The sequence below is a fragment of the Janthinobacterium sp. SUN033 genome (genome assembly GCF_030397595.1).
GTDB lineage: Bacteria > Pseudomonadota > Gammaproteobacteria > Burkholderiales > Burkholderiaceae_D > Janthinobacterium > Janthinobacterium kumbetense.
The window spans coordinates 335474-350764 of sequence record NZ_JAPQNV010000005.1 but is presented as its reverse complement, the minus strand read 5'-3'; the positions used below and the strand labels follow the sequence as shown (position 1 = coordinate 350764).

General features: G+C 64.5%; 14 protein-coding genes. 10 read left to right on the top strand and 4 right to left on the bottom strand.

From position 1 onward, the window contains the following. The 3 genes from OX460_RS22150 to OX460_RS22140 form a co-directional block, all read right to left on the bottom strand. A complete protein-coding gene (locus OX460_RS22150) occupies nucleotides 1-1653 on the bottom strand; it encodes an AAA family ATPase (protein WP_289899945.1) in 1653 nt (550 codons plus the stop codon). 51 nt (nucleotides 1654-1704) lie between these two features. Beyond that, nucleotides 1705-2229 (bottom strand): hypothetical protein, encoded by a 525-nt coding sequence (locus tag OX460_RS22145; RefSeq protein ID WP_289899944.1) that lies wholly within the window; start codon nucleotides 2227-2229, stop codon nucleotides 1705-1707. Between the two features lie 230 nt (nucleotides 2230-2459). Further along, nucleotides 2460-2747 carry a hypothetical protein gene (locus OX460_RS22140; RefSeq protein ID WP_029496217.1) on the bottom strand — a complete coding sequence of 96 codons (288 nt, stop codon included), beginning with the start codon at nucleotides 2745-2747 and terminating at the stop codon, nucleotides 2460-2462. Between the two features lie 348 nt (nucleotides 2748-3095). Between OX460_RS22140 and OX460_RS22135 the strand changes: the two genes are divergently transcribed. From OX460_RS22135 to OX460_RS22090, 10 genes are all read left to right on the top strand, one after another. Next, a complete protein-coding gene (locus OX460_RS22135) occupies nucleotides 3096-3968 on the top strand; it encodes a BadF/BadG/BcrA/BcrD ATPase family protein (RefSeq protein ID WP_251349905.1) in 873 nt (290 codons plus the stop codon). Nucleotides 3969-3970: 2 nt separating this feature from the next. Next, entirely contained in the window at nucleotides 3971-4705 is a 735-nt protein-coding gene (locus OX460_RS22130) for a GntR family transcriptional regulator (protein ID WP_070282815.1), read from the top strand. Beyond that, a complete protein-coding gene (gene nagA, locus OX460_RS22125) occupies nucleotides 4702-5814 on the top strand; it encodes an N-acetylglucosamine-6-phosphate deacetylase (protein ID WP_251349904.1) in 1113 nt (370 codons plus the stop codon). The genes OX460_RS22130 and nagA overlap by 4 nt, the downstream gene beginning before the upstream one ends. Beyond that, nucleotides 5804-6817: an SIS domain-containing protein gene (locus tag OX460_RS22120; protein WP_071079063.1), complete on the top strand. Its 1014-nt coding sequence runs from the start codon at nucleotides 5804-5806 to the stop codon at nucleotides 6815-6817. The genes nagA and OX460_RS22120 overlap by 11 nt, the downstream gene beginning before the upstream one ends. Before the next feature lie 132 nt (nucleotides 6818-6949). Then, nucleotides 6950-8209 carry an extracellular solute-binding protein gene (locus tag OX460_RS22115; protein ID WP_289899943.1) on the top strand — a complete coding sequence of 420 codons (1260 nt, stop codon included), beginning with the start codon at nucleotides 6950-6952 and terminating at the stop codon, nucleotides 8207-8209. A 7-nt stretch (nucleotides 8210-8216) separates the two neighbouring features. Beyond that, nucleotides 8217-9086, top strand: a complete 870-nt coding sequence (locus OX460_RS22110; RefSeq protein ID WP_289899942.1) for a sugar ABC transporter permease — start codon at nucleotides 8217-8219, stop codon at nucleotides 9084-9086. 12 nt (nucleotides 9087-9098) lie between these two features. After that, nucleotides 9099-9935 carry a carbohydrate ABC transporter permease gene (locus tag OX460_RS22105; RefSeq protein WP_289899941.1) on the top strand — a complete coding sequence of 279 codons (837 nt, stop codon included), beginning with the start codon at nucleotides 9099-9101 and terminating at the stop codon, nucleotides 9933-9935. 26 nt (nucleotides 9936-9961) lie between these two features. Next, nucleotides 9962-11284, top strand: a complete 1323-nt coding sequence (locus OX460_RS22100; protein ID WP_077400590.1) for an MFS transporter — start codon at nucleotides 9962-9964, stop codon at nucleotides 11282-11284. Nucleotides 11285-11298: 14 nt separating this feature from the next. Beyond that, nucleotides 11299-12432 (top strand): sn-glycerol-3-phosphate ABC transporter ATP-binding protein UgpC, encoded by a 1134-nt coding sequence (gene ugpC, locus OX460_RS22095; RefSeq protein WP_289899940.1) that lies wholly within the window; start codon nucleotides 11299-11301, stop codon nucleotides 12430-12432. 161 nt (nucleotides 12433-12593) lie between these two features. After that, nucleotides 12594-13901: a hypothetical protein gene (locus OX460_RS22090; protein WP_099665204.1), complete on the top strand. Its 1308-nt coding sequence runs from the start codon at nucleotides 12594-12596 to the stop codon at nucleotides 13899-13901. 124 nt (nucleotides 13902-14025) lie between these two features. Here OX460_RS22090 and OX460_RS22085 read toward each other — a convergent pair whose 3' ends face one another. Continuing rightward, nucleotides 14026-15147, bottom strand: a complete 1122-nt coding sequence (locus tag OX460_RS22085; RefSeq protein ID WP_251349898.1) for a heparan-alpha-glucosaminide N-acetyltransferase domain-containing protein — start codon at nucleotides 15145-15147, stop codon at nucleotides 14026-14028. Nucleotides 15148-15291: the final 144 nt, after the last annotated feature.

Below are 15291 nucleotides of genomic sequence, written 5' to 3'. Positions count from 1 at the left end.
TTATTTCCCCGCCACCATCGCCGTCGCAGCGGGCGCTGCCACGGCAGGAGCTGCGCTGCTCAGGCGCGGCTCCGAGTTGTCACCCAGCTGCATCAGGCGTATGAATGTTTTCGGGCCCGCCAGGCCATCGGCCCGCAAGTTCTGGCGCTGCTGGAAAGCGCGCAGCAGGCCTTGCATCTCGGCATCGAGCGGCAGATTGGCGGCCGGTGCAGGCAAGCCCTGCTGTTGCGCCAGGCGCTGCGCCAGCCAGTCCACGTCGGCGCCGCGGGCGCCCAGCGGCACTTCGTCGCGCCAGCTGCGCGGGGCGCGCCAGAAGGTCGTGAAACTGCCATCGCTGCGCTGCGCCAGCTGGGCCAGCGGCACGCTTTGTGGCTTGCCATCGAGCAGCACGGTGGCGTTCTCGTCGTGCACGCGCGTCAGCAGCGCCAGTTGTTCCGTCCCCTCCCCGTCGCGCAAGGCCAGCAGGGCGGGACGGTCCAGCACGCGCAGCTCGGCGATACCGCCCCGGCTCTGCAGGCAGCGCAGGCCGGCGCGGGCACCCGCCTGGCAAGCGTCGCCGGCCGGCAACTGCTCGCCCCACAGGCTGGCCAGCTGGCGCAGCACGGCGTTGCGGTCCGGCACGCTGGCCGGTGCGGGCACGGATGCGGCGGCAGCCGCTACGGAGGAAGCGGCCGCGACGGCGGAGGCGGCCGGCACAGAGGCGGCCACGGCAGGTACAGGGGGGACGGCGGACGGGCGCGGCATGAAATGCCAGGCCAGCGCGGCCGTGACCACGGCGCCGGCCAGCACGCCACCGGCCACGTGCGGCCAGCGCAGACCCCGTCCGGCAGCCGACTTCCCCTCTTCCGCAAACACTTCCCCGGCGGCGCGGCGCAATATCTGGCGCGTCACCTGCGGCTGGTTTTCCACGTAGGCACCCAGCAGCGCGCGGTCGCACAGCAGGTTGATGCGGCGCGGCACTCCCTTGCTCAAGGCATGGATCTGCGCCATCAAACGCGGCGCGAACGGCGTCTGCGCCGTGCTGCCCGCCACGGCCAGGCGGTGGCGGATATAGCTGGCCGTCTCGTCCGCCGTCAGCGAACCCAGGTGATAGCGGGCGATCACGCGCTGCGCCAGCTGTTCGAGTTCCGGCCGGGCCAGCATGGCGCGCAGTTCCGGCTGGCCGATCAGTATGATCTGCAGCAACTTGCGCTCGCTCGTCTCCAGGTTGGTCAGCAAGCGCAGCTGCTCCAGCACGGCGGCGGACAGGTTTTGCGCTTCGTCAATGATCAGCACATTATTCTTGCCTTGCGCATGGCTGGCCAGCAAGTGCGCATTGATGGCGTCGACATAGCCTTTCACGCTGGCCACGCCGGGCGCCAGGGCGATGCGGAATTCCTCGCAGATCGACAGCAGCAATTCCTCGACGGACAATTTCGGATTGAAGATGTAAGCGAGCTGGCAATTTTCCGGAATCTGTTCCATGAAGCAGCGGCACACGGTGGTCTTGCCGGCGCCGATTTCTCCCGTCAGCAGCACGAAGCCGCCGCCGCTGCCCACGCCATACAGCAGGTGCGCCAGCGCTTCGCGGTGGCGTTCGCTCATGAACAGGTAGCGCGGATCGGGGGCGATCGAAAACGGCGATTGCTTGAGCTGGAAATAATGCGTGTACATGGAGACCCTGCGGATGAAACGATCAAAATGCGCGGCGGCAAGCCGAACCCCTCATCGGGTGCGGGCGGGCGGCAACGGCTTGTATTTGGCGCAATACACTTTCGCCTTGCTGCGGAAGTAGACGATTTTACTGCCAGGCACGGAACCACGGACGGGAAAGGCGGAATTGTCGAGCTTACTGAAGCGCAGGCCCGAGACGCCGCGGATGGCCGGTTCCAGCTTTTCCGGCGTCGCGTCCGCCACCACGCCCATGAAGACGAGGGGACTGGTATCGTCGCTGACGATCACGTCGGTAATCGGCGCGCCCCACAAGGTGGCATCCGTGCGGAACCAGTAAGCGCCCCCCTCATGCTTGTAGGCGGGGCCGAAGGCCGTCAGCAGATACGTATAGAAGGCCTTGTTGTCGATCTGGTCGATGCACAGCACGGCGTTGCCCACCACCTGCCCGAACGTGGATGGCGGCGGCTTTTGCTGCGCCAGCACGCCGGACACGGGCGTGCCCACGGCCAGCAGGGCGAACGCCGCCAGCAGGGCCGGCGCACGCCACGGGCGCGACAGTAAGCGACGCAGGCGCATGATCAGCGCTTGCGCTCTTCTTTCTTGACCTTCTTGGCTTCCTTCTTTTCCTTCATGGTCTTGGCCGGTTCCTTCTTGGCTTCTTTCTTGCTGTCCTGTGCCTTGCTCATTATCTACTCCATACCTGGGCGGAAATGCCTGGGCCATTATGACACTCCCCCATGAAAATGCCACCCGAAAAGCAAAACGGCCGCACAAGGCGGCCGTTCCAGTCGCGCGTCAGCGCACTCTCAGTGCAGGCACAGGCGGCGGCGCGTCTTTTCGATCAGCGCCGCATCGTAGGGATACAGGTTCTCGATGAAGAACAATTCCGTTTCCGCTTCGTCTTCCAGGCACATTTCGATCATGACCGGGCCATCGCTTTCGCGGCCCAGGAAATCCTTCGGCCAGCGGTTCTTGCGGTGCGTGCGCATCATTTCCATGCCCAGCGCAGCCAGCGGCGCCGACACGCCAGCGGCCAGCGCCTCTTGCTGCCAGTCGTCCCAGTAATCGCTCTTTGCTGCCTTGTCGTTCATCATGCTCTTCCAACTCAGGTGTAAAAGGCGGACTTTACTCTTCATGGCGTCCCTTGCCAAGCATGCGCGGAAGCAACACTACCGCGCGCGGCGCAGACCAGTCTGAAAAAATTGGCATTAAACAAGGCCAATTTCAATACCATTCGGCAAGCATGAAAATCCCTTTATTAACAATCACTTGCAATCATGCCCTCGGGCATGCGGCGACAGCGCGCAACGCATTTGTTAATACCACTTAAATACCTGTTGACAAGCCATCGGGGCGACAATATAGTGCCTTCAGCTTTTTCGCCGCCCGACAAATAAAAGAACCGAGACAGGCGCAATCAACCAAACGCGGGACTGCACAACATGATCGAATACATAATCGGCGTCGACGGCGGGGGCAGCGGAACCCGCGTACGCCTGGCGCGCCTCGACGGCCAGGAACTGGCGCAGGGACAAAGCGGCCCATCCGGCCTGGGACTGGGCATCGAACGGGCCTGGACGTCCGTCGCGCATGCCGTCACCCTGGCCTTCCGCGCCGCCGGACTGGAACAGCCGCCGCTGCAGCGCATGGCCATCGGCCTGGGCCTGGCCGGCGTGCACAACAAGCAGTGGGCCGCCAGCTTCATCGAACACAATCCCGGCTATGCCGCCGTCGCGCTCGAATCGGACGCCCTGACCACCCTGCTGGGCGCGCATGCGGGCCAGCCGGGCGCCATCGTGGCCATCGGCACGGGCAGCGTGGGCGAAGTGCTGCACGCGGACGGCAGCCGCCATGAAGTGGGCGGCTGGGGCTTCCCGTCCGGCGACGAAGCGGGCGGCGCCTGGATCGGCATGCGCGCCATCAACCATGCGCAGCAGGTGGCCGACGGGCGCGTGCCCGGCAGCGCCTTCGCCACGGCCATCATCGATGCCTGCGGCGGCCAGCGCGACGCCATGCAGGTCTGGCTGGCCGCCGCCAGCCAGACCAATTTCGCGCAACTGGCGCGCCTGGTGCTCGAACACGCAGCCACCAATGCGGTGGCGCGCGCCATCCTGGTGGACGCGGGCCAGCAGATCGCCCTCATCGCCAGGGCGCTCGACCCGGCCGGCGCCTTGCCCGTGGCCCTGTGCGGCGGCCTGGCGGCGCCCTTGTCGAGCTATCTGCCGGCAGCACTGTTGCAACTGGTCGTGCCGGCACAGGGCGACTCGGCCGCAGGCGGCCTGCGCCTGATACGCAAGCACTTGCAGGAGCAATGACCATGCTGGCCAAACTGTCCGCCTTCAAACCCAATCCGGCCAGCGACACGCCGCTCTACATGCAGCTGGCGAACATGCTGTCGGACGGCATCGCCAGCGGCGACTGGCGCGCCAACCAGGCCTTGCCTTCCGAGCGCGTGCTGTCGGACATCCTGGAAATCTCGCGCGTCACGGCGCGCAAGGCCATCGACATGCTGTGCGACAGGGGCATGCTGACGCGCAAGCGCGGCTCGGGCACCTACATCACGCCCAAGCTGGAACAGCCGCTGTCGCGCCTGACGAGCTTTTCGGAAGAATTGCGCCAGCGGGGCTTCACGGCCGGCTCGCGCTGGCTGCAGCGCGATATCGGCGCGGCCGCGCCGCTGGAACTGCTGTCGCTGGGACTGTCGCCGCACATGCCGGTGGCGCGTTTGCGCCGCCTGCGCACGGCCGACGAAGTGGTGATGGCGATCGAGACGACCACCATCCCCGCCCTGTACATGCCGGACCCGCAGCAGGTCACCGATTCGCTGTACGGCTACCTGGAGTCGCGCGGCACCATCCCGATGCGCGCGCTGCAGCATATCCGCGCCGTCAACGCCACGGCGGAACAGGCCAAGCTGGCCAATATCAAGACGGGTGAAGCCATGCTGCACATCACCCGTGTCAGTTATCTCGACAACGGCGCAGCGGTGGAACTGACCCACTCGTATTGCCGCAGTGATTATTATGAATTCGTAGCGGAGTCGCGCAGATGAGCAGCACTATCAAAGGCAATATCCTTACCCCCGGCGGCTGGATCCACGGCGCCATCGCCTTCGGCGAGCGGGTCGACAGCATCACGGGCGATTCGCTCCACCCGTCGGGCAACAGCGACGATTACATCCTGCCCGGCTTTATCGACCTGCACGTGCATGGCGGCGCAGGCAAGGACATCATGGAAGGCGGCGAAGCCGTGTACACCATCGCGGGCATCCATGCGCGCCACGGCACCACCAGCCTGCTGGCCACCACCATGACGGCGCCGCCGGAAGATATCGACATGGCATTGACGGCCATCGGCATCGCCGCCAACCACCGCCGCCCGAACACGGCGCGCGTGCTGGGCGCCCACCTGGAAGGCCCGTACATCAATGCCGGCAAGCTGGGGGCGCAGCCGAACTACGCGCGCGCCGCCAGCCTGGCTGAAATCGAGCGCCTGCAAACGCTGGCCAAGCTGCGCGTCATCACCGTGGCGCCGGAAATCGCCGGCCACCTGGACCTGGTGCGCGCCCTGGCCGACGCCGGCGTGCGCGTGCAGATCGGCCACACGCTCGGTTCGTACGAAGACGGCGTGGCCGCGCTGGAACATGGCGCCATGGGTTTCACGCATCTGTTCAACGCCATGAGCGGCCTGCATCACCGCGAGCCGGGCATGGTCGGCGCCGCCCTGGCGCACGCCGAATACGCGGAACTGATCCCCGACCTGCTGCACGTGCATCCGGGCGCCATCAAGGTGGCCCTGCGCGCCATCCCGCGCCTGTACTGCGTCACCGATTCCACCGCCGCCACCGGCATGCCGGACGGCGAATACATGCTGGGCCGCCACGCCGTGCAGAAGTGCATGGGCGGCGTGCGCCTGCCCGACGGCACCCTGGCGGGCAGCACCCTGACCCTGGACCAGGCGCTGCGCAACCTGGTGGGACTGGGACTGGACCTGGCCGACGCGTCCAAGCGCGTGTCGACCAACGCCGCCGATTACCTGGGCCTGGAAGAACGCGGCCGGCTGGCCCCCGGTACTTACGCCGATCTGGTGGTACTCGATCGCGATCTCAAACTCAAAGCTGTGTATATAGAAGGAGAAATCTGTGACCTCAATGATGCTTAAAGAAGCCATTTCCGCCGCCGAATGCGTCGCCCTGCAACTGGCCAGCGACACGGAACGCTACGCGGAACTGGGCCGCAAATTGAGGAGCACCTCGTTCTCGACCGCGCTGACCATCGCGCGCGGCAGCTCGGACCACGCCTGCAACTACGTCGCCTACCTGATCATGGCGCGCCTGGGCCGTGTCGTCGCGTCCCTGCCGATGTCGCTGGTGACCCTGAACAAGTCGCCGCTGGTGACGCGCGACACGCTGGCCATCTCGATCTCGCAATCGGGCCAGAGCCCTGACGTGGTCGAGCCGATCCGCTACTTCCGCGACGGCGGCGCCACCACCGTGGCCCTCGTCAACGACATCGATTCGCCACTGGCGCACGCCGCCGAATGGGCCATGCCCCTGCGCGCGGGCAAGGAACAAAGCGTCGCCGCCACCAAGAGCTTCATCACCAGCCTGGTCGCCGGCGCGCGCATGGTGGCGCAGTGGCAGAACGACCCCGAACTGCAGGCGGGCCTGGAAGCGCTGCCCGAAGCGCTGCTCGAAGCGACCCGCGTCGACTGGTCGCCCGCCATCGACGTACTGGCGCCGGCCCGCAACATCATGGTCGTCGGCCGCGGCATCAGCTTCCCCGTGGCGCTGGAAGCGGCGCTGAAATTCAAGGAAACCTCGGCCCTGCAGGCGGAAGCCTTCAGCGGCGCCGAAATCAAGCACGGCCCGATGGCCCTGATCGAAGACGGCTACCCGCTGCTGATTTTCGCCACGCGCGGCCCGACGCAAGCCGGCCTGCTGCAACTGGCAACCGAGATGCGCGGCCGCGGCGCCAAGGTCTTGCTGGCGGCCCCAGCCGACGTGGCCGAGCGCGACCTGACCCTGCCCGTGGCGGCCACGCCGGATCTCGATCCGATCGTCGCCATCCAGTCCTTCTACGTGATGGCGGCCAAACTGTCGGCCGCGCGCGGCATGGACCCGGATGCGCCGCGTCACCTGAGCAAGGTCACCAAAACCAATTAAGCAGCAAGCGGCAGCTGCGCCCCCGGCACGGGGCGCGGCTGCCGTCCGTAGCACCCGAATATAAGCGACGGCAAGGGCATGTACCCGCGCCGCGGACTCATGGACATTGGAGCCTCGCGCTCCAGGATAAAAATGACGATCAAGAGACTGTTGGCGGTTGTTGCCTGCGCGGGCCTGCTCGCGCCGCAGGCATGGGCTGCCGAGAAAATCGAATTCTGGACCTTCAGCATGAAGCCCAAGTTCACGCCGTATTTCAATGCGGTGGTGGCGCGCTATGAGGCGCAGAATCCCGGCGTCAAGATCGAATGGATCGACTTCCCGTGGGACGTCATCCAGACCAAGCTGGTCACGCGCATCGTGGCCGGCACGCCGCCCGCGCTGGTCAGCCTGAACGTGCCCTGGGCCGACGAATTCGCGCGCGACGGCTTGCTCACACCCGTCGATGGCCTGATCGCAGAGGCGCGCGCCAGCTACATCCCCAGCGCCCTGGCGGACTTGCGCTTCAAGGGCGGCACCTACGGTTTTCCCATGTACAGCAATGTCGCGGTGATCGCCTTCAATACCGCCATTTTCAAGCAGGCGGGCCTCGCGCGCGGCCCCGCCAGCCTCGATGAACAGCTGGCGTTCGCGCGCCAGATCGCGCAACGCACGGGCAAGGCCGGCATCGCCCCCGCGCTGTCGAAAATCGATGGCCTGTTCATGCAGCAGGGCCTGGCCGTGATCACCGACAACCGGGCCGTCTTCAATTCGCCGCAGCACGTGGCGCTGGTGCAGAAGCTGGCCGACACCTATAAAGTCGGCGGCCTGCTGAAGGAAAGCCTGTTCGCCGAAGATAATTTTCCCGCCGTGATCGACGCCTACAAGGGCGGCCGCCTGGGCATGCTGCTGGCGCCGCCGACGGCCATGCAGCGCATTCGCGGCGACGCGAAAGACATCTACGCCATCACAGACGTGGCGCCCGCGCCGCTGGGCCCCACCGGCATCGCCGACGGCGGCTGGCTGGTGCACTTCGCCATTCCGAAAGGCGTGCCGGCGCGCCAGTTGCCATCGGTCGGCAAGTTCGCGCGCTTCCTGACGAACGACGAGAACCAGCTGGCGTTCGCGCGCCAGGCCAGCGTCTTCCCCACCACGGTGAAAGCGGCGGCCGATCCGTTTTTCCTCGCCACGCCGACCAACGCGGGCGCGGCCGAAAAGGCGGTCGCCGCCGGCGCCCTGTCGATGGGCCACTCGCGCACCCTGTACGTGGCCGGCATCGACGACTACGACGAGCTGCGCCGCTCGCTGGTGAAAGCCGTCGAGGCGGGCGTGACGGGCAAGCAGGATGTGAAGCAGGCGCTGGACCAGGCCGTCGCCATCTGGAACCGCAAGCTGGCCACCCTGCCGCGCCACTGAGGACACCATGACATTCTCCCACCGCCACACTCTGCAAGCCTGGCTGTTCCTGACCCCCGCCCTGCTGCTGCTGGCCGCCTTTTCCTTCTGGCCCGTCGGCTACGGCTCCGTGCTGGCCTTCACCGACTACAGCCTGATACGCGAAACGCGCTTCGTCGGCCTGGATAACTTCCGCTACATCTTCAACAACGAGATGTTCGTCTCGGGCCTGAAGAATTCGCTGATGTTCCTGCTGATGGTGCCCTTCGTGCAGGTGGGCGCCATCACCCTGGCGGTCTTGGTGAACAACCGCCTGCCCGGCATCCGTCTGTTCCGCGCCGCCTTCTACGTGCCCGTGGTGACGACCGTGTCCGTGGTCGGCATCATGTGGGGCTTCATGTTCCACGAGCAGGGCGCGCTGAACTACGTGATGCTGACCCTGAAACTCGTGAACGCACCCGTGGGCTGGCTGTCGAACGACAGCCTGGCCCTGTTTGCCGTCATGTTCGTCACCCTGTGGCGCGGCCTGGGCTGGTACATGGTGATGTACCTGGCGGCGCTGCAATCGATTCCGTCGGACATGCAGGAAGCGGCCATGCTCGATGGCGCCAACCGCTGGCAGCGCTTCTGGAAGATCACCGTGCCCATGCTGCACCCCACCATCATGCTGTGCTCCATCCTGTCCGTGCTGGCGGCCCTGAAGGCGTACCAGGAAGTCGACGTGCTGACCCAGGGCGGCCCGATGAATTCCACCTTCACGGCGCTGTACTACGCGTATGACCAGGGCCTCAAGCACTTGAAACTGCCGCGCGCGCTGGCCGCCAGCTTCGTCGTGTCCCTATTCTGCATCGGCATCGCCCTGCTGTGCCTGCGCTACCTCAAACCCAAGCACCGTTGACCGGGAATGACCATGCAAAAACGTTCCCGCCCCCTGAAAACCCGCCTGCAAATACTGGGCCACTATGCCGTGCTGTGCGCGATCGCCGTCGTCTGCGTCTTCCCCTTCTGGTGGACCCTGGTGACGGCCATTTCCACGGAAGGCAATATCTTCGCCTTCCCGCCCACCTTCTGGCCGAAGGCGCCGTCCTTCGACAACTTCATCGAAGTGTTCAATGCGATCCCGATCTGGTCGTTCTTCAGGAACTCCGTGCTGATCGCCGTGTTCACCGTGTTCTGGAAACTGCTGCTGTGCTCACTGGCCGCGTATCCGCTGGCGCGCCTGAAATTCCGCGGCCGCAAACTGGTATTCGGCCTGATTCTCGCCACGCTGGTGCTGCCGTCGGAAGTGAACTTCCTCGTCAACTTCATCACCATCACGCAAATGAGCCTGGTCGACACCTACACGGGCGTGATCCTGCCCAACGTGGTGACGGCCGTGGCCATCCTGCTGCTCAAGCAGGCGTTCGAGGAAGTGCCGCAAGACCTGATCGACGCGGCCAGGGTCGATGGCGCCTCCGAATGGGTGATCTTCAGCCGCATCATGCTGCCGCTGATTACGCCATGGCTGGCCACCGTCGGCATCCTGACGGCCGTCGAATCGTGGAATGAATACATCTGGCCCTCCATCGTCATGAGCAAACCCGATGAATTCCCCCTGTCGGTGGGCGTGCTGTACTTGCGCGGCACCTTCGGCAGCAGCACGCGCGTGATTGCGGCCGGCACCCTGATCACCATCGTGCCGACCCTGCTCGCCTTCCTGTTTACCCAACGCTTCTTCATGCGCGGCATGGACGGCGCAGTCAAATGAAAACGTCTCTCGATAAGGAAGCCTCCATGCACGACAAGCGCACCAACATTGGCAAACGCAGCCCGATTTCCTGGGTGCCGACCCTGTACTTCGCCCAGGGCCTGCCGTTCTACGCCGTGGCCCTGGTGGCCGGCCTGATGTTCAAGAGCATGGGCGTGCCGAACGACCAGATCGCCCGCTGGACGGGCCTGATCGGCTTTGCCTGGGTCTTCAAGTCGCTGTGGAGCCCCTTCCTGGAACTGGCGTCGAGCAAGAAGACCATGGTGGTGCTGTTCCAGTTCGCCGGTGGCCTGAGCCTGGGCCTGATCGCGCTGGCCCTGCAAACGCCGCTGTGGTTTGCCGCCTGCATCGCCGTGCTGTTCGTCGCCGCGCTGGCCTCGTCGACGCACGACATCGTCTGCGACGGCCTGTATATCGCCAGCCTGTCGGACAAGCAGCAGGCGGCCTACGCGGGCTGGCAAGGCGCCTTCTTCAACGCGGGCAAATTCATCTCGCTGGGCGGCCTGGTGATCCTGGCCGGCTACCTGGAGAAAAAAATCGGCATCAAGCCGGCATGGTCGGTGATCTTCCTGATCATCGGCGCCATGATGCTGTCGCTGGCCGCGTACCACCTGTGGGCGCTGCCGCAGGTGCGCAATGCGGCCGTGGCCGACAAGAGCGTGGCCGGCATCAGCCGCACCCTGTGGGACGTGCTGGTGGACTTCCTGAAAAAGCCCGGCATCTGGGGCATGATCGCCTTCATCATCCTGTTCCGCGCAGGCGAGGCGCAAGTGCAGACCATCGGCCCGCTGTTCCTGCGCGAAGCGCGCGAACTGGGCGGACTGGGCCTGTCGACGACGGAAGTGGGCGCCGTGTACGGCACGGCCGGCACCGTCGCATTCCTGCTGGGCAGCATCGGCGGCGGCTACTTCACGTCGTGGCTGGGCCTGAAGCGCGCCATGTTCTTCCTGATCCTGGCCATGAATTTGCCGAACCTGGTGTTCTATTACCTGAGCCACAGCATGCCCACCGATTTGACCCTGATCACGGCCGCGCTCAGCGTGGAAATGTTCGGCTATGGCTTCGGCTTCGTCGGCCTGATCCTGTTCATGATGCAGGTGGTCTCCGTCGGCAAGTACCAGACGGCCCACTATGCGTTCGCCACCGGCGTGATGCAGCTGGGCTTCGTGCTGTTCAAGATGATCAGCGGCGACATCCAGACGGCGCTCGGCTACAAGACTTTTTTCCTGTGGGTGCTGGTGTCGGCCGTGCCCGTATTGATCCTGTCGCGCTTCATGCGCATCGGACCGAAGGATGCCTCCGGCCAGACTGACACGGGCGCCACGTCCGCGCCGGCCAGCGCCAGCTAGGATAGAACCACTTCATGGCACATATCGCGTTAAAGAACATCGTCAAGCTGTACGACGACAAGCACCCGGTCATCCACGGCATCGACCTCGATATCCGCGACGGCGAATTCGTCGTCTTCGTGGGGCCGTCCGGTTGCGGTAAATCAACCCTGCTGCGCATGATCGCGGGGCTGGAAGACATCACGGACGGCGAACTGCATATCGGCGGCAAGCTGGCCAACGATATCGCGCCGGCCGAGCGGGGCCTGGCCATGGTTTTCCAGAGCTACGCCCTGTACCCGCACATGACGGTATTCGAAAACATGGCCTTCGCCCTCTCGCTGGCGGGGCACAAGAAGGCCGAGGTGCGCGCCGCCGTCGAGCGCGCGGCCGAGATCCTGCAGATCACGCCCCTGTTGAAACGCAAGCCGAAGGATCTGTCGGGCGGCCAGCGCCAGCGCGTCGCCATCGGCCGCGCCATCGTGCGCAAGCCGCAGGTATTCCTGTTCGACGAACCGCTGTCGAACCTCGACGCCTCGCTGCGCGTGCAGATGCGCGTGGAAATCTCGCGCCTGCACCAGGAATTGAAAACCACCATGATCTACGTCACGCACGACCAGGTCGAGGCGATGACCCTGGGCGAGCGCATCGTCGTCTTCAACGGCGGGCGCATCGAGCAGGTGGGCAGTCCGCATGCGCTGTATAACAATCCCGGCAACCTGTTCGTGGCCGGCTTCCTCGGCGCGCCGAAGATGAACTTCATCGCCTGCACAGCCGTCGCCAACGGCCCCGGTTCGGTGGCCGTGCGCCTGCCCGGCGGCGCCGTGATCGACGTCGAAGCGCAGGGCGGGAGCGTGGCGCCGGGCGACCAGCTGACCCTGGGCGTGCGCGCCGAGCACGTCGTCCTGCAGGACGGGGACGCTGCAGGCGAGAACGTCATCGACGCGGCCGTCAGCCATGTCGAATACCTGGGCGACGTGGCCATCGTTTACGCCAGCATGCCGGGCGTGACCGAGATGCTGGCCGTCAAGCTGCCGGCCGAGGAAGGCTTGCGCCAGGCGGGCGACGCCATGCGCCTGCATCTGCCGGCGCAGCGCTGCCTGCTGTTCGATGCCGCAGGGCAAGCCCTGGCGCGCACGTTTGCCGCACCCGCTCAGCCGTTTATGTGACAATAGCCGCTTCGTATCATGCCGCTTCTGTTTGACTTATGCAGGCAGACTGGCAGAATGTGTGTTTTTTCGAGCTTCCTTGCCCCTCTGGCAATGCCACTGCACGATGTTGCGGCTGCCAGTGCAGGTGCGTATTTTTGTTATTGATTGAAGGATTGACCATGTCCCAATTCCGTCTTGCCCGTCTTAGCCTGCTCCTGGCCGCCATCGGCCTGAATGTCCTGCCATCCCTGTCGCACGCGCAGGATGCCAAGCCAGCCGCCGCCGCTGCCGCTCCGGCCGACTCGGTGCGCCCTGAAGTGTTCAAGCTGCTCGATCCGACCGCCGTGAAGGCATCGATGGATGCCAAAAATTACGCCGACGTGCAAAGCCGCATCGACCAGGCTGCCGCCATGCCGGCCCTGACGCCGTATGAAACGTTCGTGCTGAACCGCCTGCGCGTGGCGCTGGCCTCGACCACCAACAATGCGCCTATGGCCATGACGGCACTGGAAGCGGTGATCGAATCGGGCAAGCTGGACAAGAAATCGGAAGGCGACTTCATCCAGGCGCTGGCGAACTATCACTACAACGCCAAGGATTACCCGAACGCCATCAAATGGTTCACCCGTTACCAGACGGCAACGGGCGACGTAGCCTCCGTGCGTCCCTACATCATCCGCGCGTATTACTTCAGCAATGATTTCGCGCGCGCCAAGCAGGAACTGATGGCCGACGTGACGGCCAAGCAGCAAGCGGGCAAGACGCCGACCATCGAAGAACTGCAATTGCTGGCCAACACGGGTTCGAAGAGCAAGGATCCGGCCACCTACCTGATCGCCATGGAAAACCTGGTGCGCTACTACCCGTCGGATGACTACTGGAGCGACCTGCTGGGCCGCCTGCAAGGCAAGGCCGGTTACTCCGACCGCTTCGCGCTGGACGTGCTGCGCCTGCAATTCAAGGCCGTCGACACCATGCCGCCACAGGACTACAGCGACATGGCTGAAATCGCCTTGCAAAACGCCTTCCCGACGGAAGCGAAAAAAGTCATCGACGCCGGCTTTGCCAAAGGCGTGCTGGGCACGGGCGCGAATGCTGCCAAGCACAAGAAACTGCGCGACCAGGCCAACAAGGCTGCCGCCGACGATGCGAAAAACATCGCCAGCGGCGAAGCGTCGGCCATGAAGAGCAAGGATGGCACGGGCTTGATCAACTTGGGCTACGCCTTCGTGACGATGGACCAGTTCGACAAAGGTATCGACCTGATCCAGAAAGGCATCGCCAAGGGCGGCCTGAAACGTGCTGAAGACGCCAAGCTGCGCCTCGGCTATTCCTACGCCATGGCCGGCAAGAAAGACGACGCCATCAAGGTCCTGGAAACGGTCAAGGGCGGCGACGGCGTGGGCGACCTGGCCCGCTACTGGATCCTGTGGCTGAACCGTCCTGCCACGGCAGCGGCGGCGGCACCGGCAGCAGCGGCACAGTAATTCCTGCGCCCTCAAGCAGACGCAAGGCAGTTCCCGGCTCAGGCCGGGGCTGCTTTTTTTTCGACCATCCACCCAAGAATGGGTATCGCCGCCCTGGCCACGCGGCATGGGCTGACGTCAAGTTTCAGACCTTGATATAGATCTTGCGCTTGTCCATCGCGTAGGCGATCAGCCAGCACAGCAACATGAAGCTGACGGCAAACAGCATGGATCCCACGCGCGCCGGCGCCCAGCCCGTAAACCACTGCTGGTACAGCCACTGGTACAGGTTGACGCTGCCGATGCGCACGGTAAACGCGACAATCACCAGCACTTCCGACACCAGGTAGATGAACAGGGTGTTCTTGCCGAAGACTTCAAAGAAGTAGGTCCAGCCCGTCATTTGACGCACGTCAATGATGAACATCAGCAGCGCCAGCAGCAGCAAGTCCAGGCCGATGCCCAGCATCACGTAAGAGCTGGTCCACAGCTTCTTGTTAATCGGAAACACTTCATTCCAGCACAAAGCCACCGCCACGCAAATGGCGCCGGCCACGGCCAGCTGATACAAGCTGGAGCGCAGCCGCGCCGGCGTCGCCTGGCGCAGGAAACTACCCGCCAGGTAACCGGCAATCACATTGACGATAGCCGGCAAGGTGCCGAGGATGCCTTCCGGATCGAAGGCGATGCCTTCGCCGTGGTACAAATGGCTGTCGCCCAGCAGGATCAGGTCCAGCCTGGCCGGCGCGTTGCCGTGCAAGCTGTAGTCGCCAAAGCATGCCAGGATGGCCCAGTAGCCGAGCAAGGCGCAGGCGCTGAAGGCCAGCGCGCCCCGCGTCTTCCAGTAATGCAGGATCAGCGCGGCGGCCAGGTAGCATACGGCGATGCGCTGCAGCACGCCGGGGATGCGCGTGTGCGACAGGGGCGACCAGGCGAACTGGCCCGCGTCGTCGATCTTGAAGAAGGGGAACCAGTACAGCAGGAAGCCCAGTAAAAAGATCAGCGCGCTGCGCTTGCACAGCTTGGCCAGCACGGCGCCATGGCCCAGGTTTTCATACTTGCCCAACGCAAAGGCCAAGGCATTGCCGACGACAAACAAAAAGCTGGGAAAGACCAGGTCCGTCAGGGTAAAACCATGCCATTCGGCATGCAGGAACGGGGCGTACACGCTGCCCCAGTCGCCAGGCGTATTGACGACGATCATCAGGGCCACGGTCAGGCCGCGCAAGACGTCGAGGGCGAGGTAGCGTTGAGGTGCAATAGTCATGATCAAACAAATCCAAATGAGAAAAACCGCCTTCCTGCTTGCGGCAAGGAGGCGGCAAAAAACCTTGCGCCGCAGGATACAAGCTTGGCAGCGCAAGTCATGCTGGCAACCGGCGGGGACAGCCCAGGCATGAACAAGCCAGAA